Source organism: Legionella cincinnatiensis (assembly GCF_900452415.1).
In the GTDB taxonomy this organism is placed as follows: Bacteria; Pseudomonadota; Gammaproteobacteria; order Legionellales; family Legionellaceae; genus Legionella; species Legionella cincinnatiensis.
The window spans coordinates 2,534,259-2,556,107 of the sequence record NZ_UGNX01000001.1; the positions used below are offsets into that span (position 1 = coordinate 2,534,259).

Sequence of the window (21,849 nt, forward strand, 5' to 3'; positions counted from 1 at the left end):
TAATGAATGCAGATACATTAGTTTAATATAAGTGGATCTTGACGGTAAAATTGAACCATTAACTGATAAACTTCTACATAATAATATCTGATAATTTCGGGCCTTTCGAAAAATAATTCGCTTAAGACAGCAAAAAACTCAGCTGGAGATGTAGCTGCATAATGGTTAATGGGAATAGAATCATTTTGTTGTATGCGATTGATAAAATCATTATATGCACCATTAAATTCAGTAGCCCACTGCGAAGCGGACATTCCTCTATGTAGTGGCGGAAATCCATTTGCCCGGCCATTTTGCATGTCTAATTTGTGTGCGAACTCATGGAGCACTACATTGCGCCCCTCAGTGCCACCATGATGCAGTACATCGTTCCAGGAAAGAACTACTGGGCCACGTTGCCATGATTCACCACTTAAATGTGAACTTCCTAGATGTTCAATACCGTATTCATCAATCACCCTATTTTGCCGTGAATAAGCTTCGGGATATATTATTATGGAAACCCAATCATCATACCAATCTAATCCCAGGTTTAAAATCAAAAGACAAGCCTGCAATGCAATACTCAATTGCATTGCCGTAGTGATTTGAAAATTATTGCCTCCTTCCAAAGACTTGTAATGAAGAAACAAAATTGCTAATTGCTTAAGCTTTATTTTTTCTTGTTCACTCAGACGCTGAAGTAGCGATAAATGCTGAAATGCATCATTCCACTCAGCCTCAGTGATAAGAGAGTGTTGAATAATTCGTTTTTGCCGCCATGCTTTTAACCATTGAAACATGACTATAGTCCTTTACTTTACAAAATCCTATTTTTTAATTGAATCAAATAATCAACCGCATTAAATGCTGATGTATAAGCTGAAAAACAAGGATTAGAACTATTTATTTTGTTAGATAAATCACCCAGATCGCAACCTGAAATAATTCCGTTACCTACAATAACATCATTTAACGCAAATTGGGTAAAACAAGTATTAATATGAGACATAATATAATTATAGTGATCTCTATTTGAATTCAAAACTAACCCTAGAGCAATATAACCATCAAATGGATTTTTTTTCTGAAATGTATTAATAACGAAAGGAATCTCATAAGTTCCCGCTTGCAATGACTCAATTTGATACTCATAAGCAGAACCTTTAACAACCTCAATGCAGTAGGAAAGTTGCTGGGCTGATAATTCCTTATGGATGCAAGATGAAATAATTAAAATTTTTGCCATGGATTAACATTTATTCTTTGTCAGTTGTATGAGGTACGTAATTGCTTGGAACGCTTCCCTCACTCTTTCGCCATTTTCAACACGTTCCTGTAATAATTTCATACTAGGAGCGGAAATAATACCATTACCAATCATTAAACCCTTCATAGCAAATTGAATAAAGCATTCTTTTACATGCTCCCAAATGAACTCGTAATGATCCGTTTTTCCTTTGAGTAATAAGCTTAAGGGAATGTAACCATCAAATGGATTATGACTATGATAATACTGAATGACAGCTGGAATTTCATAAGTTCCGGCATTTACTGTTTCAACTTGGTATTCATATTCAGATGCTTTTAACAAATTTAAGCAACTGGCTAATTGTTTTTCAGCAAGCTCTTCGTAATAATTGGACCAAACAATAAGAATTTTAGCACTAGACATATTTTTAATTAAACTTAATGAAGACTCTAAATGAAACAGAATGGTACTCGAAAACAGAGGCTGATTCAATTTAGTAACTTAAACAATCATATATTGTTCTCTGATTTATATAAACCACCAATCGAAAATCAGTGTTAAATCCTCAATAGTGCAGACTGGGCTTCTTCGAGCTTTTTAATTTTTTTTATAGAATCCGTATCACAATGAAAAAACAAATGCTCTCCATGGGTCCAAGCATAATTAATTCCTAGAGCAACAGCATAAAAAACCCCTAAACCAAGAATGGCTGCAGTAACATTAAGCAATACATCACCCCAACCACGATGATTTTTGAGTTCAATAGATGCTTTTTTTATGGCTTTTTTACAATTGCTACGAAATAACTCATAATTTTTTGCATTTTTGTTATTAAAGTAAGTTTTTGCTTCATTCTTTAAAGTATCATAAAGTTCTACAGCCGCATCTGCAGCTTTCTGATACGTTTGGGGATTGGTTTTAGTCTTTTCACGCAATGCAAATGCTTTTAACTGAACCACAGCCAACTCATCATAAAATTTTGAAACCGCATCTTGGCTTGCATGGATAAACGCAATAAAGCAAGCTTCCTTTTCATTTCTATCAATTATATCTTTCTCAACTAAAATGGTTAAAAACACATCAAAGTCTTGGGCGCTAATGTTTCTAGTAAACTTCATATGAAAATGAGTGGCTTCTCTGTCCAAAGCATCATCATGATAATATTCATGATCTGGATACTCACGATGAACAGGGTGCACCGGCGATAGCCTTTTAACAAAAGGATCTTGTGGATCAAAAGGATTATATATATGTAAGGGCCAAATAGGTTTTAGTATCGCTTGAGTGGAACCATAATAATTTGCTTGCATTATTTGTTGATACAAAGAATACCAAGGTACTGTTTTGGGCACATATAGAGTCACGGTATTATGAGCTACACTAATATGGACATTTTTACATAAATAGGTAAACGCCGGCACAATCTCTCCCAAGCATTAAAAATTATTGAGCTTATTATTCTATTCTCAATAGATGTCCTTTGATTTACTATGCCTTTAAAAAGACATTCTTATTTTCAGTCGTTACATTATCATCCATACAATCAATGGCCTGTGAACCTACAGTAGAAAGAGTACGTGTCCCCAAAGAAACTAAGGAACAAGGAATACTAAGAATCGCTAATAAAAAGCTTACTGTAGATAAAACAAGTGCATAACCTGTAACATATAAAGAAAGAGCAGCAACATCTAGAGCATTTTCACTGAATTCTGAGGCACCAAAAGCAGCAGCACCAAGCGCAAAAAGCAAACTTCCCACACAAATAGCTGGAGCAATGGCGGTAACAAACGTACCTGCTGTACCTAAAGAGGCTAATCCTAGCGGATAAACCACTGGTGCAATCACTCCACCAGCAAATTCTTTGCCATTTTGGTAGGGCTTAAAAAAGCCAGGCCTTTTGTTATAAGTTTTGATACATCGTCTTAACTCACCAGAACAACAAAAATCCTCAGGCAGATCGTTACTACTATCCAGTACATAAGATAAATCATCTAAGGCTGCTAATCCCAGCATAAATCCCTCGCCGTGAGTAATTATTGATCATAATATCCGGTAAATAAACGGAAGTCAATTATTTTAGTCACAGTTAAAATAATAAAATTTCTTTACTTTTCAAAATGTTATTATGCAACTAACACGTTACGGCACGTAGAAATAAGGAAGCGACAAGGCAGCCTCATCATCACATAAGAACAGCCTATATGAAAAAACATATTGAATAACAAATAAACATCCAGTATACTAATTGTCAAATTATTTATCAGAGTGCTTCATCAAAGATAGAATAATTAATAACACCTCACAAAATAATCAAAATCAAGCCTTATTGTTTTTTTAATAAAATAAACTGATATAAACAACACGATGCAAACTAATTATCTAAGGAATTGAACCATGCCCGCAGTAAAAATCATTGGAATGGGCCGCTATTTACCCAGAAACAAAGTTTTTTCTACTGAGTTAGATACTAAACTTAATTTGCCCATAGGAAGCGTACAAAAAAAATCCGGCCTTATTTCCCGTCATTTTGTTTCTGCAGATGAAACAACTTCTTATATGGGTGCCCAAGCAGCATTAATGGCAATGCAACAAGCAAATATCAACCTCACAGACATTGATGCCATCATTGGCGCCTGTGGTGTCGGAGAGCAACCCATTCCCTGTACCTCTGCTTTAATTCAAAAACAACTGGGACTAGAACAATCGGGTATTGCATGTTTTGATGTGAATAGCACTTGTTTAAGTTTTGTAAGCGCCTTGGATATTGCGTCTTATTTAATTGAAGGAGGTCGCTTTAAGCGCATTCTTATTGTTTCCAGTGATATTGCTTCAATCGGACTCAATTGGCAGGATATGGAAACCTGTACTATTTTTGGTGACGGTGCTGCCGCTTGTGTAGTTGAAAAAAGTGATGGAACGAGTCGAATTTTATCGTCACACCATGAAACCCACAGTATTGGTTCTACTTACTGCCAAGTTGAAGCAGGAGGTACTCGCTTACCGGCAAAAGATCCACTCAAAAAAGTGGAACAAGGCTTATTTTACATGGAGGGTAAAAGAGTATTCAAATTGGCATCAAAATTATTAGATAGCCTTATGGAGAATCTTTTTAACAAAGCCAAGGTAAGTATGAGTGATATAAATTGGTTTATTCCACATCAAGCCAGTATGCTTGCCATGCATCATATTCAAAAAAGATTGAATATTCCATCAGAAAAATTTGTTTCTATCTATCCTTATCATGGAAATCAAATAGCAGCTTCTATACCTACTGCCTTAAGTACGCTGATTGACACCAAACAATTGCAACGTGGACAATTGATTCTTTTAATGGGTACTGGCGCTGGTTTGGCTGCTGGCGGAATTATTTTGGAGTATTAAAATGCTTTGTGTGGTTACTGGTGCAACAGGATGTCTCGGAATAAATCTAACCAAACGTTTGCGAGCAGAAGGTCAAGATGTCATCGCCTTAGGGCGCAATGAACAGCTTGGTAAGATGATTAGCCAAACAGGCGCACGCTTTATTGCTGTTGATTTGCAAGACAAAGTGACTTTAAAAAAAATAGCCAAAGATGCCCAGACAATCTTTCATTGCGCAGCACTTTCCAGTCCTTGGGGGCGTTATAAGGAATTTTATAACGCAAATGTATTGGGGACACAACATGTAATTGAGGCAACTCCAGAAAATGCACGCTTGGTGCATGTTTCCTCCCCAAGTATCTATTTTAATTTTACAGAACAGCATAATATTATGGAAAATGCGCTCTTACCTAATAAACCAGCCAACTATTATGTCAAAACCAAATTAATAGCCGAATCTTTGATTGATAAAGCTTATCAACAAAAAAAGCTTAAGGTCATTACTTTGCGCCCCAGGGCTATTTTTGGTCCATATGATCGTGCGATTTTACCGCGCTTATTACAGAATGAAAAAAACGGTACTCTCCCCATTATTGGGGATGGAAATAATTTAATTGATGTTAGCTATGTCGAAAATGTAGTGGACAGCTTGCTCCTGGCAGCTCAAGCCGACGAACAATTTTGCGGCAAAAAATACAATATCACGAATGATGATCCTCAAACCTTACTGACGATTATTTCCACTCTTTTTAATGCACTGGAAAAACCGTTTACGCCCAAATTTGTCCCCTATTCCATTGCAAAAATATATGCTAGTTGTATGGAAAGAATCTATAGTCTACCGTTTGTGCTTAAAGAGCCCCTCTTAACTAAATACAGTGCAGCAGTCTTATACTTTGGGCAAACTTTAAATATTGATGCTGCTAAAAAAGACTTGGGTTATCAACCGCAAATCAGTATCACCCAAGGGATAGAACGTTTTGCTCAGTGGTATCAACCATCATGATAGAATATCAATTATTTGAAGCAGGTTTTTGCAAGCATTGTGAACGAATGACTTTAAAAAATGGACGGTTTAAACAATGCGAATACCCAGCTCTTTGCGCTTTAATCAAGCATCCTCAAAAGGGTTATATTTTATTTGACACAGGTTATAGCAACCGATTCTACAAATTAACCCAAAAATTTCCATTTTCAATCTACCGACGTTTAACACCTGTGGTGTTACAAAAATCTCTGAAACAACAATTAGAAGAAAACCAAATTCAAGCATCAGAGATAAATGCCATTGTAATTTCACATTTTCATGCGGATCATATTGGTGGCTTAAGAGATTTTCCTAACGCTCAGTTTTTCTGTCATCCTGATGCAATAAATGGGATTCGCAACAAAACAAGAATAAAAGCTTTGCTTCAAGGATTTTTACCTGACCTATTACCTAAAGACTTTTATGAACGTTTAACTCTGTTAACCAATGAGGTAGTCCTTCCATCGAGTTTATTACCCTTTACTCAAGGTTTCGATCTGTTTAACGATGGGCAATTGATTGCTATATCTTTACCTGGTCATGCTAAAGGTCAAATTGGTCTGTATTTTAAATCAGTACAAGAAACCTTTCTGGTTGCAGATAGTTGTTGGCATCAAGAGGCTTTTAAGGAATTGATTCTCCCTAGTAATCTCACTTATTTAATTCATGATAATAAAGAAGCCTACCAAGAAACCATAAAAAATTTGCATCAGCTTTTTAAAAATAATCAAACAATGGACATTATTCCTGCTCATTGTCAACACATACGAGCTCGCCTTCTAGAGACTAAATCATGATTTTACGGCTTTTATATTATTATTTTAAAACTCAATTTCTGCGAAAACGTTTTAATTCACGTGAACAATTATCGACTTACCAGGAAAAGAGATTTAAAAAATTAGTCAAAAAAACTTTATCCAAGTCCCCTTTTTATCAAGATTATTTGGACAAACCACTCAGTGAATGGCCGATTATCAACAAAAAGATAATGATGGAGCATTTTGATGAAATAAATACGGCAGGAATAAAAAAAGATCAGGCTTTAAAATTGGCTTTAACAGCAGAAAACACTCGTGATTTTACCGCTTTAATCAACAATATTGCTGTTGGTCTTTCTTCGGGTACTTCAGGACACCGAGGTCTATTTCTTGCCAGTGCAAAAGAGCGTGATGCTTGGGCTGGTATTTTATTAGCTAAAGCACTACCTAAAGGCTTAAAGAAAAAAGAACGTATTGCTTTTTTTCTCAGAGCAAATAGTAAACTCTATACGAACTTAAGTAAAAGTAAAAAAATTCAATTTTATTTTTTTGATTTACTCGATAATTTCGAAAAACATATTAAGCGTTTAAATGAAATTCAACCTACTATTTTGTCCGCCCCAACTTCTGTTTTATTAGCCTTGACGAAAGAAAAACACCGCCTATCAATTACTCCTGAAAAAATATTTGCCGTAGCTGAAGTTTTAGAGGCACGAGATGAAAAAACTATAAGCCATACTTTTAAGTGCCAAGTCTCTCAGGTTTATCAATGCACCGAAGGCTTTTTGGCAATTAGTGACAAAGACAATAACCAATTATTGATGAATGAAGAATATTTAATTATTGAAAAAGAATGGCTGGACGAAAAACGATTTATTCCAATTATCACCGATCTTTTACGTACTACTCAACCAATAATCCGCTATCGTTTGGATGATGTTCTCATCGAAGAAAAATCAGATAGCGTGTTTACGCAGCTGACTGGAATCGAAGGTCGCATAGGTGATATTTGTTATGCTACTAAGAACAATAAAAAACTGCCCATTTTTGCAGATCTCATTCGTCAGAAAATGGCTTCGTTTCCTTTCGAGTTTGATGATTACACCATTCAACAACATGATTTAAACTCATTTTCCATTCAGGTCACTCCTGATGTACCCGAAAAAACCGCTTTAATTGCCCATTTGAATGAAATATTTCACGCACAAAACTATGATGTACCCGTATGGCAATGGCAACCATTTATTAAAAAAGAATTTGGAGCAAAAAATCGCAGAATCCAAGGTTTACGGGAAATTGCAGGAAAGTGGTGATGAAGTTACTTGAAAAGTATGCTTATCATATTTTAATTTTGTATCTCCCATTTAGTTATCGCCTAATTGGTATGATTAATAATCAATTTCAATTAGCGCGCACATGGAATACGACCACAATACTGGATGAGCTATTCAATGATTTCATTTGCTATAAAGGCATATGGGTTTTCATTTATATCAGTTACTTTCTTCTGATGATTTTTCCAGTTTTTCTCAAAAAGAAAGAGCGCTACTTAATGGCACGACGCGTATTTTTGATGAGTAGTTTTGCACATTTTTGCTTTCTTCTTTTTCCAACTTCTACGATCCGCTGGTCCTCAACTTTTTTGGCAAGCCCAACTTTAGATCACCAGCTGCTAAGCTATATTTATTCAGTGGATATCAATACCAATTGTTTCCCCACTCTTCATGCAGCACATGTACTGTTGATTTCCTTTTACTTAAGTGCAGAAGGCAAAATGAAATATCTTATCTATGGGCTGCGCGGGTGGGCGGTCCTTATCGCGCTCTCAACGGTGGTTACTCGTCAACATTCAGTTATCGATGTTGTTGGAGCAGTGCTCTTAGCTGCTATTTTCTATAGGGTTGAGCGACATATCACTTCATGGAATAAAAAAGTGAATATAGAGCCGCTACCCAAAATTAATTAATAAGCTGAAATAGGAGAATAATCTTAGGGTAATAATTTATAAACCATCCAATAGCCGCTATCGTTTTTCATTTTTTATTTTAGGAGGTAACGCTGTATTTGCTACCCAACCGCCCCCTAATGCTTTAATTAAACTCACTGCGGATGCCATTTGTAACCCGTCTATCTGCGTTGCTGCTTGTTCTGCTGCTAGTGCGCTAATCTGAGCGGTGAGTATATTAGCGTAAGGTAAAGTTCCTGCTTTATATTGATTTTTAGTGAGCTTCAGTGCATAGATTGCATCAGTTGCTTGTTTGTCTTGCACAATGCTTTGCTGTTCCAGAAGACGCAATGCAATAAGATTATCTTCAACGTCTTGAAATGCATTGAGTACTACTTGGCGATAATTTGCAACTTGAGCAATATATTGTTCTTTTGCCGCACGTACCCCTGCTGCACGATACCCACCATCCAATATAGTCTCTGCTATTTGCATGCCAGCAGACCAACTAATTGATGGTTTATGAATCAACTGATGGAAACTCTGACCTGCAGCACTGGTGGTACCTGTCAAAGTCAAAGTGGGAAAGTAAGCAGCAATAGCCACACCTATGAATGCACTTGCCTCTTGCACCAAACGCTCTGCTTGTGCAATATCCGGCCTGCGCTCCAGCCATTCAGAAGGGACTTGAAGAGGAATGGGAGGCGGTTTCAGTTTTAAGATTGCTGGTTTTAATGAAAAATAAGCAGGCGGTCTTCCCATAAGTACGGCAATAGCATGCTCATATTGACCTCGTAAAATACCATTATTAATTGCAGAAGTTTGAGCTGTCTCAAGCTGAATTTGCGCCTGAACTACATCGGCACGAGAAGCAACACCAGAGGTATATTGATTGCGTGTAAACTGTAACAATTTTTGATAAGCAATTACTGTTTCATTTAAATATTTTTGACTTTTATCCAACGCGCGAAGCTCAAAATAATATTGTGCTAAAGCACCTTGAGCGGATAAACGTGTCACACCAATTAAAGCTTCATTAGATTCGGCTAAGGAAAGATTTGCTTCTATAGTTCGGCGAACTAAACCCCAAATATCGGGCTCCCAATTCGCATTCAAAAATCCAGTATAAATGGTTGATGCAGTCGCTCTAGGAATAATATTTGTCGTTGCCGTACCTTCGCTAGCTCCAGAAGAGCTGATAATTGTTGTTGATCCCCCAGCTTGCCGCTGCCTAAATACGCTACCCGCGCCTATTAATGTTGGATATAAACTAGCGCGAGCTTGATCAACAATGGCCAATGACTGGCTGAAATTAGCTTCTGCACTAACAATGCTTTGGTTGTAATGATACAACTGTTCTTCCAATTCATTTAATATGGGATCATTGAATATCTTCCACCACTCACCTCGCTCTATATCATCCTGGGGTTTAATAGGTTTCCAATTTTTACGCTTAGTTTCTATTACTTTTTTATCTTTGGCTTCTTTAAATTGAGGTGGAACCACTAGTTTTGGAGGAACATAATTAGGACCAACCATACATGATGACAGAAGAAATAATGTTAAAGTTAAAATCATACACTTTTTTAATAAAAAGTGTGGGATCGAAGTGATATGGAATTTTTGACAGAACTCTATTCTTCGGCTGAACTTCGCCACTCTTTGTTTATATGGATTATGAGTGTCCATAGGCACCTCTTAATTTAAGCCGTTTCATAAAATGACGAACCCGAATGCCTGCAGTGTCCATTGTTAAATAAATTACTGGAGTGGTATAGAGCGTTAATAATTGACTCATAATTAACCCCCCAACAATCGCAATACCTAAGGGTCGACGTAATTCGGAGCCAACCCCAAACCCAATGATCAAAGGCATAGCACCTAATATAGCAGCCATTGTAGTCATCATAATCGGACGAAAACGCAATAGTGCCGCTTCATAGATTGCGTCACGTGGGGATTTATTCTCCAAACGCTCCGCTTCCAAAGCAAAATCAATCATCATAATGGCATTTTTTTTCACAATTCCAATCAGAAGAATCATCCCAATAAGTGCAATGATGCTCAGATCAGACTTGAATAATAATAATGCCAATAATGCACCAACCCCAGCTGATGGCAAAGTAGATAAAATTGTTATTGGATGAACTAAACTTTCATAAAGCATTCCAAGCACAATATAAACTGCTAGGATAGCAGTTAAAATCAAAAATTTTTCATTTGCAAAAGACTCTTGAAATGCTTGTGCAGTACCTTGAAATGCTCCTCGCATAGTTGGTGGTAAATTTAATTTATTAACCATGGTAGTAATTTTATTCACTACGCCACCAAGAGAGCTCCCTGGAGCTAAATTAAATGAAAATGTTGCCGCAGGAGCCAGACCTTGATGGTTTACAGATAATAAAGTAGAGCCTGACTTAAACTCAGCAAACGCCGATAAAGGAACCTCGTAACCCGCTGAGGATTTGACATAGATTTCATCTAAAACAGAAGGATATTGCCAATATTTTTGAGCGACATTCATGACCACATAATATTGATTCATTGGCATATACATCACTGAAATCTGACTTTGTCCAAAAGCATGATAAAGCACTTGGTCAACCTGTTGTGGCGTAATGCCAAAACGTGATGCCGTATCATGATTTACGTTCACAAAGGTTTGTAACCCATGATTAAGCTGATCATTATTCAAATCAACAATCCCATGAATTTTTGATAACTGTTCCATGATACGGGGAGTCCAGATCGCAAGATCTTGCAAATTATCAGCAGAAACCGTGTATTGAAATTGGGCTGCAGCAGCTCGACCACCAATAGTTAAATCTTGGGCTGACTGCATATATAAAGTTGCACCAGAAATTGAAGCCAGTTCTTTTCGCAAACGGCCGACAACCTGGTCGCTTGTAGGGCTATTAGCTTTTGGTGGTTTCAACATGATAAAAACAGTGCCCGTATTCGTTGTATTATTCCCTGGACCACTTCCTATAAATGCTGCAACATTTGCTACAGCAGTGTCTTCTTTTATTTTGGAAACAAATTGACTTAATTTTTTTCTCATTGCATGAAAGGAGATATCTTGATCTGCTCGCAAAGTACCTGCGATCCTGTCTGTATTTTGTTGGGGGAAAAAACCTTTGGGTATAATAATAAATAAATAAACAGTTAAAATAATCGTGGCAAACATAAGAACCAACATGAATCTTGGATGAAATAGTGCCCAATGTAAGCCATTAGCATAACGTAATCGCACTCGCTCAGTAAAACGCATAAAAAAATTACTTTGCTCTCCCTCATTTTCATGTAACATTCGTGAGCACATCATTGGAGTCAATGTTAATGAAATAACAAGTGAAATCAGTATTGCTATGGATAACGTTACGACAAATTCACGAAATAAGCGACCAACAATTCCCCCCATCAATAAAATTGGAATAAATACCGCAATTAAGGAAATACTAATGGAAAGTACCGTAAAACCAATTTCTCTTGAGCCATCAAAAGCAGCTTGTAATGGTTTTTTACCCAGTGCTATATGGCGAGAAATGTTTTCCAATACCACAACAGCATCATCGACCACAAATCCTGTAGAAATGGTTAAAGCCATGAGCGATAAATTATCAAGACTGTAATTTAATAATTTCATAACCGCAAAAGTTCCAAGCAAAGACAATGGAACAGCTATACCTGGGATCATCATTGCCCTGAAACTGCCAAGAAAAAGGTACGTTACAAAAATAACCAAACACATGGAAATAAGTAAAGTAAGCTCTACATCATGCAATGAAGTGCGAATTGTTGAGGTTCTATCCATTAAAATATTTAATTGGATGTTCTTTGGCATAGAGGCCTCAAGTTGCGGTAAAATTTCTCTTACCCGATCGACAGTTTTAATCACATTCGCTCCTGGTTGTTTAAATAAAACCAAGAGCACTGCAGGTTTTCCATTTGCTAAGCCCGCCGTATGTACATTAGCAACAGAATCATAGACATGGGCTACGTCTGAGAGACGTACAGGCTGATTATTGAAGTAGCTAATAATCAGTGGCGCATATTCTGATGCCTTAAGCATTTGATCATTACTTTTAATTACTGAGACAGTCTGATCATGAATTAGTTGGCCCTTTGCCAAATTCACATTAGCCTCTGCAATTATTGTCCCTAATTGGCCTAGTCCTATCCCATATTTATTTAAAGCAGTGGGATTTATTTCAACACGTACTGCGGGTAATGAACTTCCCCCCACATTGACCTGTCCTACTCCCTCTATACGCAAAATCTTCTGTTGTAACAGAGTCGATGCCACATCATATAATTGTCCTGGAGTAAATTCATCTGAAGTCAATGCGAGAAGCATAATCGGTGCATCAGCAGGATTCACCTTGCGATAGGTAGGATTGTTCGTTAAATTTGTAGGCAACTGGCTCATTGCGGCATTAATTGCTGCTTGAATATCACGTGCTGCCCCATCAATATTACGCGACAAATCAAATTGTACAATAATGAGCGTTTGTCCTAAAGTACTCGAAGAAGTAAGCTGAGTAATCCCGGCGATTCGCCCTATCTGTCGTTCTAATGGTGCAGCAACCGAAGTCGCCATGGTTTCTGGGCTCCCTCCAGGTAACTGAGCTTGTACGGTAATTGTCGGAAAATCAATCTGAGGTAATGGCGCTACAGGCAATAAATCAAAGGCAAGAATTCCTGCAAAACTTAAACCTAATGCTAACAAAATAGTTGCTATAGGTTTTTTAATAAATAAGGATGATAAATTCACAATCCAGCCTCCGATACATCAGAATTGCGTTTACCATAGCTCATTACCTTACGCGATATACGATCAAAAGTAAGATAAATAATAGGAGTGGTATATAAAGTGATTAGCTGACTCACAATTAAACCACCAATAATAGCGATACCCAGAGGACGACGCAGCTCCCCCCCTATGCCATGACTTAAAGCTAACGGAATTGCACCGAGCATAGAGGCCATCGTAGTCATTAGAATCGGTCTAAAGCGTAATAAAGCAGCTTCATAGATTGCATCTTTGGGTTGACGTTGGTATTCGCGTTCTTGCTCAAGCGCAAAATCAATCATCATGATCGCATTTTTTAAGACAAGGCCAATCAATAAAATAATTGCAATTAAAGCAATAATTGTTAATTCATTCCCACAGAGATATAACGCTAATAATGCTCCCATAGATGCAGAGGGTAAAGTAGATAAAATAGTTAATGGATGAATATAACTTTCATAAAGAACACCCAAGATAATATAGACGACTACAACAGCAGCAAATACCAGCCATCCTTCATTGGCAAGTGATTTTTGGAAACTTTTTGTTGTTCCTTGAAAATCAGCCTCTACACTCAATGGCAGATTCAGACTATTCTTTGCTGCTTCTATTTGGGTTACAGCATCGCCTAATGAAGCATTGTGAGCAAGATTAAATGAAAGTGTTGCAGAGGGAAATTGATCCTTGTGAGCAATCACTAATGGCGCTACTTGTTGTTTTAAATTGGCAAAAGTTTTAATGGGTACAGAGCCACTGACGCTAACCCCTGTGGTAGACCCAAGATTCAGCGAGCTAGCTACTGATGGATTTGCCACTCGATAAGACGTGGTAGGAGAATTAGGAACAGGAGCAGTAGTCACTGTACTATTTGGAGTAGTTGTGATTATAGAATTAATATAGATGTTATCAAAAGCAACTGATTCTCTTTGTAACGTAGGGAATACCTCCAACACGACCCGATATTGGTTACGTTGAGTGAACATAATGGATATTTGTCGCTGCCCAAAAGAATCATATAAAGTATCATCTATCATCTGCATCGTAATTCCAAGTCGGTATGCAGTATCTCTATCAATCTCAATTGCAGTCACCAACCCATTATTTTGTTGATCAGTATTCACATCTTTCAAAATGGGGATTTGGTGCATTTTTTCTAACATTAAATTAGACCATTTGGTAACCTCTTCCTTATCAGGAGCACTAATGCTGTATTGAAATTGGGTGCGACTTGTCAGTGTATCTATGGTCAGATCTTGCACTGGCTGCATGTATAACGTTGCCCCTACAACTTGCTGAACTTTAGACCGCAAACGATTCATCACCTCGGTTACACCTAGGCGTTCATCTAAGGGTTTTAAATTAATTAGAATGCGTCCATTATTTAAGGTAACATTTGTACCATCAATACCAATAAATGAAGAAACATTTTCAACAGCAGGATCAGTAAGTACTGCCTTTACTAAAGCTTGCTGACGATTAGCCATTTCTTGAAAAGAAACAGAGTCAGAAGCTACAGAAACTCCCTGAATAACTCCAGTATCCTGAATAGGGAAAAAACCTTTAGGGATTAGGTATAATAAAATACCGGTAATGAGTACGGTAATAAAGAAAACCAACAATATCAAAGGTTGTCGCGAAAGAACCCAACCCAAAGAAAGTTTATAATAATCAACAAGAGAATTTAACTTTCGCTCTAAAAATTGCTCTAAACGCGTTGTATGACTTTCACTGTGGGGTTTTAAAATCCGAGAGCAAAGCATGGGAGTCAACGTCAAAGAAACAAAAGCTGAAATCGCGATGGTTATAGTTAAAGTCAGGGCAAACTCACGAAATAATCGCCCTACTACATCGCCCATAAAAAGTAAGGGAATTAATACGGCAACTAGAGAAATAGACAATGAAATAATGGTAAAACCAATTTGCGCAGCTCCCTTGTGGGAAGCCTCTATAGGTTTTTCACCCATTTCAATATAGCGCGTAATATTTTCAATCATGACGATCGCATCATCGACTACAAAACCCGCTGCAATAGTTAACCCCATTAATGTAAGATTATTTAAACTGAAACCGAGCAAATACATTAGCCCCAATGTACCTACAAGAGCCAATGGCACTGAAATACTCGGAATAATTGTTGCGGAAAGTTTGCGTAAAAAAAGAAAAATCACCATAACAACTAATACTACAGACAAAAGTAATTCTAATTGGACATTTTCTACAGAAGCACGAATACTCGTGGTACGATCAGTCAGTATTTTTACATCCACACCCGCAGGAATTGCTACCCGCATTTGCTTGAGCAGCTTTTTGACTCGCTCTGTTACTTCGATAACATTAGCTCCTGGTTGGCGCTGTATGTTAATGATAATAGCTGGCTCTTTATTCATCCATGCTGCTTGCATGTTGTTTTCTGATCCATCAATAACACGAGCTACATCAGATAAACGAACAGGAGCTCCATTCTGGTAAGCAATAATTAAGGGACGATAATCAGCAGCAGATAATAATTGATCATTAGAATTAATGGTATAGGCCAACCTTGGTCCATCAAAATTTCCTTTTGCTGCATTCACATTAGAGGACATCACTAAAGTCCGTATATTCTCCATAGTTAATCCATAAGCGGATAAAGCATCAGGATTTGCTTGGATGCGCACTGCAGGCCTATGCCCGCCACCTATACTGACTAAACCAACACCCAATAATTGAGAAATTTTAGGAACAAGACGTGTTTCTGCGTAGTCTTCTACTTTGGTTAAAGGTAAGGTATTTGTAGTTAAGGCCAAAGTGAGGATGGGTGTATCTGCGGGATTTACTTTGCTGTATATAGGTGGATTGGGAAGAGCCTTAGGTAAGTAACTACTTGCCGCATTAATCGCTTGCTGCACTTCTTGTTCGGCCACATCAAGACTCATGTCCAAATTAAATTGTAAGGTGATAATCGATGAGCCCGTTGAACTATTTGATGTCATTTGGTCCAATCCAGGCATTTGACCAAATTGGCGTTCAAGTGGTGCAGTCACCGTCGTACTCATCACATCTGGGCTTGCGCCAGGATAAAAAGTAGACACTTGAATCGTTGGATATTCCACCTCAGGTAAAGCAGAAACAGGTAATAATTTGTAAGATAAGGCCCCTGTAAGGAAGATAGCAAACATTAATAATGAAGTTGCTATTGCTCTTGCGATAAATGGGCCTGAAATACTCATGTCACCCCAATAGCGAAACGGCTATACTGGCTGTTTTAACAGGTATCTCCTTAGAATGCTCAGCTTCTATCAGCACTTTAGAACCGTTAATTAATTTATCAGCACCATTAATTACAATTTTTTGACCAGGTAATAAACCACTTTTAATCACAGTATCATCGCCACTAGCGGGTCCCATTACAATTTTCTGAGTTGCTACAGTATGATCTGAATTAATAACATAAACAAAATCCTCCGTTGTTGTATGTTGCACAGCAGCTGTTGGTACAACAGTAGCGTCATGTAATGTGTCAACCAATATTTTCACATTAACAAACTGATTAGGAAATAATTTTTTTTTCTCATTATTAAAAACAGCTCTTAGTCTGACTGTTCCGGTAGTCGTACTAATTTGGTTATCTAAAGCCAACAACGTTCCTTTTGCAAGTAAATGCTCTTGTTGCCTATCATAAACGCTAACTTCCATTTCCTGGTTGCTATAAGCTTTTGGAGCTATTTGCGGTACATAATCTTCTGCGATAGGAAAAATCACAGTAATTGGATCCATAGTAGTAACAACAGCAATGCCTTGTGTATTTGATATTTGCACAATATTGCCAGGATCAATCAATCGTAATCCAATTCGCCCGTCAATTGGCGAAGTTATATTGCAATAAATAAGATTAATTTTAGTACTTTGAATTAGCCCTAAATCCGATTTAACGTTTCCCTCATATTGCTCGACTAATGCTTGCTGAGTCGCTAATGTTTGCTGTGAAATTGAATCTTCTTGCCATAATTTTTGATAACGTTTTAAATCAATTCTTGCATTGGCTAATAACGCTGAATCTCTTTTTAAGTTTCCTTCATACTGCGTGAGTAATGCTTCATAGGGACGTTGATCAATTTGTGCGAGCAACTGTCCTTTTTTGACCAATTGACCTTCTTTGAAGAGCACTTTCATTAATATGCCATTGATTTGAGATTGAACAGATACAGTATAAACCGGTGTTACTGTCCCTAAAGCAGAAAGGTAAATAGGTACATCGCGAGTTGTAGAAACCCCAGCCACTATAGGTATCGGTTTGGGGCCAATTTCTTTCGGTTTTTTATGGGCAAAGTAGAACCACAATAAAGCTACTAAAGTGATTAAAATGATAATCAACCCTAAAAAGTTCTCTGATGGAAATCGCTCTCGCCAATATTTAGAAATCACCATTTTTTTTTTATTTTTGGCAGGTGATGCTTCTCCTTCCATAAAAACCACGTTCCTTACACAAATTAATCGAAGTCATCATAACGAATTTTTGTTTGGGTAGCAAAAAAAATCGTAATGGCTAATGAGCATTCTATGCTGTTGTTATCCCCAAAAAATCATTGAAATCTAGCGAATAAGACAAAAATATTGAAGATGTTGGGATTTTTGAGTCTTCATGATGGCTGAAAAAACTTAAGAGAAACACTATACTTTTAACTGATGAATAATTATTCATCAATTAGTCCTGTAAGAGAACAAGGAGCGGGTATGGAAATTAAAACATTTCAGTTCTTTAAACATAAAGGATGGAGCTTAAAAAAATTTCCTGAACTTGATTCAGCAAATACCTTGGTTCTCATTTTTGCTGCCCCAAAATCCTATGATTTTCATGCGCCAATACTGCAATTAGCTGATGTTTATTCTCCATTAAAAATAGTTAATTGTTCTACTACAGGTGAAATTTTCGGTAATTGTATTTTTGATCAGTATTGCTGTTGTTGCGACAAAATTCGCTCATACGACTTTAAAACGTGCAAAAGCTCGAGTACATCAATGACCATTACTACGATATGTGAACTGTAAAATTATTATGGACATTCATAAATTATTAAAGAGACAGCTAGCGCGCTCTAAAATTGATCCGAATCAAAAACCGGAAAATACAGAACAATGGCTAACCTTCTTAAATCACATTAATAATACTTATATCGAAGCAGAGCAAGAACGTTGCATGCGTGAACGAGCCAGAGCAATTTCTTCTCGAAAAATGATGAAATTAAAGGAGAAACTTGAACGCGCACAACATATTGTTGGATTAGGATATTGGTCCTATGATGGAAATACTGATCATACAATTTGGTCAAATGAATTATTCAAATTATTTCATTTAAATCCTATTAACAAACCTCCTTCTTTGCGTGAGTTTATCGAATTAATCCATATACAAGACCGATGTGATTTTGTTCAAAAAGTAGAAAGAGCTTTAAGTGAACATATAGATTATGAATGTGAGATAAGAGTAAAAAATCCAAATAGAGAGTACCGCTGGTACCGGATGATCGGGCAGTGTGCAGATGCTGATAAGCATCTTACTGGTATTATGATTGATATCCATAAAAATAAAAGAACTGAAGAAAAAATTAAAGAGTTAAATCATCAAATTTCATCTGCTGCGCGTCGTGCTGGAATGGCTGAAGTTGCAACCACTATTTTGCATAACATTGGAAATATCTTAAACAGTTCTAATGTTTCCATTGCTTTAATAAAAAATAGCTACAAACAGGCTTATCATAAAAAATTAATAAGAATATTAACCATGATAGAACAACACCACAGCGATTTAGCTTATTTTTTAAATAATGATCCCAAAGGAATGATTATCCCCAAATTCCTCTTATCGCTTTCTAAAATTATTTTAGAAGAAGATGCGAGAAATAATATTGAAATTGATAACCTACAGCATCACTTGCAACATATTAATCAAATCGTAGACATGCAAAAATCAATTAGTGGGCTTTCAAACTTTAAGGAATCAGTTTATATCCCTGAGTTAATTGATATTGCCTTAAATATCACGATGGACTCCTCTAAAAAAGACATCACAATTGTCAAGGATTTTCAACCAGCACCCTTGATTTTTGTTGATAAGGCCAAGCTTTTACACATATTAATTAATTTGCTCCAAAACGCTAAAGATTCTGTTCTTGATAAATCGCCTACTCCGATAAAAGAAATTAAGATAAGCATACAAAAACTAAATAAAGAATCTTTACAAATAATTATCAGTGATAATGGTATTGGAATTACCTCAGATAATTTGCACCATATTTTTGCCTATGGATTTACCACTAAAAAAAACGGTCATGGCTTTGGTTTACATAGTTCAGCATTATCAGCCAAAGAAATAGGAGGAAAACTCTTTGCAGAAAGTTGTGGAGAAGGATACGGCGCCCAATTTATATTGACATTACCTGTTGCTGATTTAAGCAAACAAGGAGAAATTTATGGGTGACATACCATTACATATTATGATTATTGATGATAATTCTTCCATTCATATGGATTTTATTAAAGTTCTTACCTCCTCAGATGCCCGAGCTGAGCTTGCTTATTTTGAACAACAACTATTCGATGATCCGCTTTTAAATGAGTCAGAAAATGCTGATATGGAGCGCTTTTTACCTAAATTTATTTTTAATACAGCATACCAAGGACAGGAAGCAATAAAAAAAATAAAACAAGATCTGGAGAATGGGATACATTATGCTTTAGCTTTTGTCGATATAAGAATGCCTCCAGGTTGGGATGGAATTTCGACAATTAAACAAATGTGGCAAATTGATCCTGACATCCAAGTGGTAATTTGCACAGCATATTCTGATTTCAGTTGGGGAGAAACTGTAAAAGAGTTAGGAATGGGTGACAATTATCTTATTTTGAGAAAACCATTTGATATAGTTGTCGTAAGGCAACTGGCTTGTGCTTTGACAAGAAAATGGATTTTGACCAATAATGCAAAACATCATGAAAAAATACTCCAAAAAACTGTAGCCGAACAAACCAAATCGTTACAGCAATCTTTATCGATTCTACGTTCAACGTTTGAGTCATCTACAGATGGAATTTTAGTTACTGATCTAAATTATAAAATTATTGATTGTAATTCTAAGTTTATTTCCATGTGGGATATTCCAAAATCCATGTTAGAAACCAATGATGGATTAATCATCTTATATTACATGCTCAATCAGCTCTTTAAACCTAAAACATATTTGGAAGACCTTAACCGCCTTAAAAAAAATATAGCTGAAATCAGTAGTAGTATCGTGTCTTTTAAAAATGGAAAGACACTAGAATGCTATTCTCTTCCACATCGTTTAAATGATGTTATCATTGGACGGGTATGGAGTTTCCATGATATCACCGAACGCGCCAATCTTGAAAAAAAACTGACCTATCAAGCACTCCATGATCCATTAACCCAATTACCCAATCGCGTTTTATTAATCGATAGAATACGAACAAGTATCAATAATGCAAATAATCAAAAACGAAAATTTGCAATACTCTATTTTGATTTAGATCGATTTAAACTAGTCAATGACAGTCTATCCCATGAAGTTGGGGATACATTATTACGTATGATTGGACAAAGATGGAGCTTATTAGTTCGAGATGGAGATACCCTGGCAAGAATGGGTGGAGATGAGTTTGTAATGATTTGTCATAGAGTTGAGAAAAATAATATTTATACAATTGCCAATAAAATTTTAAATTCTATGAAGGAACCATTCAAAATCACAAATCGGGATTTATTTATAACTACTGCTTTGGGGATAAGTATCTATCCTCAAGATGGAGAAACCGCTAATGATCTATTAAAGAATGCTGATTTAGCAATGTATCAAGCAAAAGAACAAGGAGGAAACCAATTTTCTTTGTATGATGTTCGATTATATGAACACAATAAACAATGCTTTTTAATGGAAGCTGAATTGCATAATGCTCTGAATAATAATGAATTTTTTCTAGTATATCAACCTCAATTTAATATTCACCAACAAGGATTATTATCCGTTGAAGCATTAATCCGATGGAAGCATCCACAAAAAGGTTTATTACTTCCTATGGATTTTATTCCATTTACTGAGGAAACTGGTCTCATTATACCCATTGGAGAATGGATTCTTAGGGAAGTGTGCCAACAAATAAATATCTGGCATAAAAATAACTTGCCTTATGTTCAGGTCGCTGTAAATATTACTTCCCGACAATTACGACAACCTCATTTCATTGATTTTGTTAAAAAAATTCTAAATGAATATCAGCTTAATCCCCAATATTTAGAGTTTGAAATTTCGGAGAATGTTGTTATAACCCATCAAGATATTATTTATATGCTGAATCAACTCAAACAATTAGGCATTAAAATTGCACTAGATGATTTTGGTACTGGAAATTCCAGCATCAACTATCTAAAACAGCTCCATATTGATTGCATAAAAATAGACCAATCGTTTGTCCAAAATATATCAACATCACATAGTGATGAAGTTATTATAGAAGCGATTATTTCTATGGCACGAAGTTTTAATTTTAAAGTGCTTGCTGAAGGAGTCGAAAATCAAAAGCAATTGGATTTTTTAAAAAAACAACATTGTGATGAAGTGCAGGGCTTTCTTTTCAGTAAACCGCTAACATCTAAAGAAATTGAAAAGTATTTAAAGCATCCTAAAATGTTAAAAAGACACTATTAAGCATCTAACACCCAATATAACCAGGGTTTGTACA

Annotated in this window: 17 protein-coding genes; 8 read left to right on the plus strand and 9 right to left on the minus strand. The window is 36.4% G+C overall.

Annotation, left to right across the window (positions count from 1 at the left end):
• Positions 1-17: 17 nt before the first annotated feature.
• The 5 genes from DYH34_RS11425 to DYH34_RS11445 all read right to left on the minus strand — a co-directional run bounded on the left by DYH34_RS11425 (position 18) and on the right by DYH34_RS11445 (position 3,244).
• Positions 18-782, minus strand: a complete 765-nt coding sequence (locus DYH34_RS11425) for a M90 family metallopeptidase (protein ID WP_058465724.1) — start codon at positions 780-782, stop codon at positions 18-20.
• Positions 783-799: 17 nt separating this feature from the next.
• The gene (locus tag DYH34_RS11430; protein ID WP_058465723.1) at positions 800-1,228 is read right to left on the minus strand and encodes a 6,7-dimethyl-8-ribityllumazine synthase; all 429 of its coding nucleotides are present in this window, start codon (positions 1,226-1,228) and stop codon (positions 800-802) included.
• Positions 1,229-1,231: 3 nt separating this feature from the next.
• Positions 1,232-1,723, minus strand: a complete 492-nt coding sequence (locus tag DYH34_RS11435; RefSeq protein WP_238589545.1) for a 6,7-dimethyl-8-ribityllumazine synthase — start codon at positions 1,721-1,723, stop codon at positions 1,232-1,234.
• Between the two features lie 65 nt (positions 1,724-1,788).
• Entirely contained in the window at positions 1,789-2,652 is an 864-nt protein-coding gene (locus DYH34_RS11440) for a hypothetical protein (RefSeq protein ID WP_238589544.1), read from the minus strand.
• Positions 2,653-2,719: 67 nt separating this feature from the next.
• Complete coding sequence (locus DYH34_RS11445) at positions 2,720-3,244, minus strand: hypothetical protein (RefSeq protein ID WP_058465720.1); 525 nt, start codon at positions 3,242-3,244, stop codon at positions 2,720-2,722.
• A gap of 381 nt (positions 3,245-3,625) precedes the next feature.
• Between DYH34_RS11445 and DYH34_RS11450 the strand changes: the two genes are divergently transcribed.
• Genes DYH34_RS11450 through DYH34_RS11470 form a run of 5 tightly spaced genes read left to right on the plus strand, consistent with a single transcriptional unit; the run spans position 3,626 to position 8,342 of the window.
• On the plus strand, positions 3,626-4,612 hold the full coding sequence (locus DYH34_RS11450) for a beta-ketoacyl-ACP synthase III (RefSeq protein ID WP_058465719.1): 987 nt from the start codon (positions 3,626-3,628) through the stop codon (positions 4,610-4,612).
• A 1-nt stretch (position 4,613) separates the two neighbouring features.
• Complete coding sequence (locus DYH34_RS11455) at positions 4,614-5,597, plus strand: NAD-dependent epimerase/dehydratase family protein (RefSeq protein WP_058465718.1); 984 nt, start codon at positions 4,614-4,616, stop codon at positions 5,595-5,597.
• Complete coding sequence (locus DYH34_RS11460) at positions 5,594-6,415, plus strand: MBL fold metallo-hydrolase (protein WP_115342613.1); 822 nt, start codon at positions 5,594-5,596, stop codon at positions 6,413-6,415. The genes DYH34_RS11455 and DYH34_RS11460 overlap by 4 nt, the downstream gene beginning before the upstream one ends.
• Positions 6,412-7,689 carry a F390 synthetase-related protein gene (locus DYH34_RS11465; RefSeq protein WP_058465716.1) on the plus strand — a complete coding sequence of 426 codons (1,278 nt, stop codon included), beginning with the start codon at positions 6,412-6,414 and terminating at the stop codon, positions 7,687-7,689. The genes DYH34_RS11460 and DYH34_RS11465 overlap by 4 nt, the downstream gene beginning before the upstream one ends.
• Positions 7,689-8,342, plus strand: coding sequence for a phosphatase PAP2 family protein (locus DYH34_RS11470; protein WP_058465715.1), 654 nt, complete (start codon positions 7,689-7,691; stop codon positions 8,340-8,342). The genes DYH34_RS11465 and DYH34_RS11470 overlap by 1 nt, the downstream gene beginning before the upstream one ends.
• Positions 8,343-8,399: 57 nt before the next feature.
• On the opposite strand, the gene DYH34_RS11475 is transcribed toward DYH34_RS11470, so the two are convergent.
• The 4 genes from DYH34_RS11475 to DYH34_RS11490 all read right to left on the minus strand — a co-directional run bounded on the left by DYH34_RS11475 (position 8,400) and on the right by DYH34_RS11490 (position 17,559).
• A complete protein-coding gene (locus DYH34_RS11475; protein WP_238589543.1) occupies positions 8,400-9,899 on the minus strand; it encodes an efflux transporter outer membrane subunit in 1,500 nt (499 codons plus the stop codon).
• Between the two features lie 97 nt (positions 9,900-9,996).
• Complete coding sequence (locus tag DYH34_RS11480) at positions 9,997-13,095, minus strand: efflux RND transporter permease subunit (protein WP_058465713.1); 3,099 nt, start codon at positions 13,093-13,095, stop codon at positions 9,997-9,999.
• Complete coding sequence (locus DYH34_RS11485) at positions 13,092-16,322, minus strand: efflux RND transporter permease subunit (protein WP_058465712.1); 3,231 nt, start codon at positions 16,320-16,322, stop codon at positions 13,092-13,094. Before DYH34_RS11485 ends, DYH34_RS11480 begins: the two co-directional genes overlap by 4 nt.
• Position 16,323: 1 nt before the next feature.
• Positions 16,324-17,559 carry an efflux RND transporter periplasmic adaptor subunit gene (locus tag DYH34_RS11490; RefSeq protein ID WP_058465711.1) on the minus strand — a complete coding sequence of 412 codons (1,236 nt, stop codon included), beginning with the start codon at positions 17,557-17,559 and terminating at the stop codon, positions 16,324-16,326.
• A 267-nt stretch (positions 17,560-17,826) separates the two neighbouring features.
• On the opposite strand from DYH34_RS11490, the gene DYH34_RS11495 reads away from it, so the two are divergent.
• Genes DYH34_RS11495 through DYH34_RS11505 form a run of 3 tightly spaced genes read left to right on the plus strand, consistent with a single transcriptional unit; the run spans position 17,827 to position 21,815 of the window.
• A complete protein-coding gene (locus DYH34_RS11495; RefSeq protein WP_058465710.1) occupies positions 17,827-18,141 on the plus strand; it encodes a hypothetical protein in 315 nt (104 codons plus the stop codon).
• A 7-nt stretch (positions 18,142-18,148) separates the two neighbouring features.
• On the plus strand, positions 18,149-19,570 hold the full coding sequence (locus DYH34_RS11500) for a sensor histidine kinase (RefSeq protein ID WP_058465709.1): 1,422 nt from the start codon (positions 18,149-18,151) through the stop codon (positions 19,568-19,570).
• On the plus strand, positions 19,563-21,815 hold the full coding sequence (locus DYH34_RS11505; RefSeq protein ID WP_058465708.1) for an EAL domain-containing protein: 2,253 nt from the start codon (positions 19,563-19,565) through the stop codon (positions 21,813-21,815). The genes DYH34_RS11500 and DYH34_RS11505 overlap by 8 nt, the downstream gene beginning before the upstream one ends.
• The last annotated feature ends 34 nt before the right edge of the window (positions 21,816-21,849 follow it).

What these genes read in the sequence shown, in the direction of transcription:
- DYH34_RS11500 (WP_058465709.1), top strand. Translation starts at nt 18,149, where the DNA reads ATGGACATTCATAAATTATTAAAGAGACAGCTAGCGCGCTCTAAAATT.
- DYH34_RS11475 (WP_238589543.1), bottom strand. Translation starts at nt 9,899, where the DNA reads ATGATTTTAACTTTAACATTATTTCTTCTGTCATCATGTATGGTTGGT.
- DYH34_RS11455 (WP_058465718.1), top strand. Translation starts at nt 4,614, where the DNA reads ATGCTTTGTGTGGTTACTGGTGCAACAGGATGTCTCGGAATAAATCTA.
- DYH34_RS11490 (WP_058465711.1), bottom strand. Translation starts at nt 17,559, where the DNA reads ATGGAAGGAGAAGCATCACCTGCCAAAAATAAAAAAAAAATGGTGATT.
- DYH34_RS11450 (WP_058465719.1), top strand. Translation starts at nt 3,626, where the DNA reads ATGCCCGCAGTAAAAATCATTGGAATGGGCCGCTATTTACCCAGAAAC.
- DYH34_RS11445 (WP_058465720.1), bottom strand. Translation starts at nt 3,244, where the DNA reads ATGCTGGGATTAGCAGCCTTAGATGATTTATCTTATGTACTGGATAGT.
- DYH34_RS11485 (WP_058465712.1), bottom strand. Translation starts at nt 16,322, where the DNA reads ATGAGTATTTCAGGCCCATTTATCGCAAGAGCAATAGCAACTTCATTA.
- DYH34_RS11465 (WP_058465716.1), top strand. Translation starts at nt 6,412, where the DNA reads ATGATTTTACGGCTTTTATATTATTATTTTAAAACTCAATTTCTGCGA.
- DYH34_RS11470 (WP_058465715.1), top strand. Translation starts at nt 7,689, where the DNA reads ATGAAGTTACTTGAAAAGTATGCTTATCATATTTTAATTTTGTATCTC.
- DYH34_RS11460 (WP_115342613.1), top strand. Translation starts at nt 5,594, where the DNA reads ATGATAGAATATCAATTATTTGAAGCAGGTTTTTGCAAGCATTGTGAA.
- DYH34_RS11425 (WP_058465724.1), bottom strand. Translation starts at nt 782, where the DNA reads ATGTTTCAATGGTTAAAAGCATGGCGGCAAAAACGAATTATTCAACAC.
- DYH34_RS11495 (WP_058465710.1), top strand. Translation starts at nt 17,827, where the DNA reads ATGGAAATTAAAACATTTCAGTTCTTTAAACATAAAGGATGGAGCTTA.
- DYH34_RS11430 (WP_058465723.1), bottom strand. Translation starts at nt 1,228, where the DNA reads ATGGCAAAAATTTTAATTATTTCATCTTGCATCCATAAGGAATTATCA.
- DYH34_RS11505 (WP_058465708.1), top strand. Translation starts at nt 19,563, where the DNA reads ATGGGTGACATACCATTACATATTATGATTATTGATGATAATTCTTCC.